The following is a 221-nucleotide window of genomic DNA, read 5'->3' as shown; positions in this document are numbered from 1 at the left end:
AGCCAGGAAGATATCAAGCGACCATGACCTACCCCGCCCATCCCGCCGCGATGCTGGCCGAGCCGCAGCGCGCCTATGCCTCGATCGAGACGCCGGTGTTCCGCGCCCGTGCGGCGCTCGGCCTCACGCCCGCGGGCCTGTTGGCAATCGGGGGGATGGTGACGATGATCCTGGCCGGCAGCGCGGCGATCGTGGCGGCGGCGCGACTCGCGCCCCCGCCG

1 pseudogene is annotated in these 221 nt (G+C 73.3%); it reads left to right on the top strand.

Annotated elements, in window-relative coordinates:
• Positions 1-23: 23 nt before the first annotated feature.
• Positions 24-221 (top strand): annotated as a pseudogene (locus AX685_RS16350) (hypothetical protein); the annotation flags it as partial.

Source organism: Sphingomonas sp. CCH9-F2 (genome assembly GCF_001556735.1).
Taxonomy (GTDB): Bacteria; Pseudomonadota; Alphaproteobacteria; order Sphingomonadales; family Sphingomonadaceae; genus Sphingomonas; species Sphingomonas ginsenosidimutans.
The sequence above is the reverse complement of the archived record's forward strand: the minus strand, read 5'-3'. Positions and strand labels throughout refer to the sequence as shown.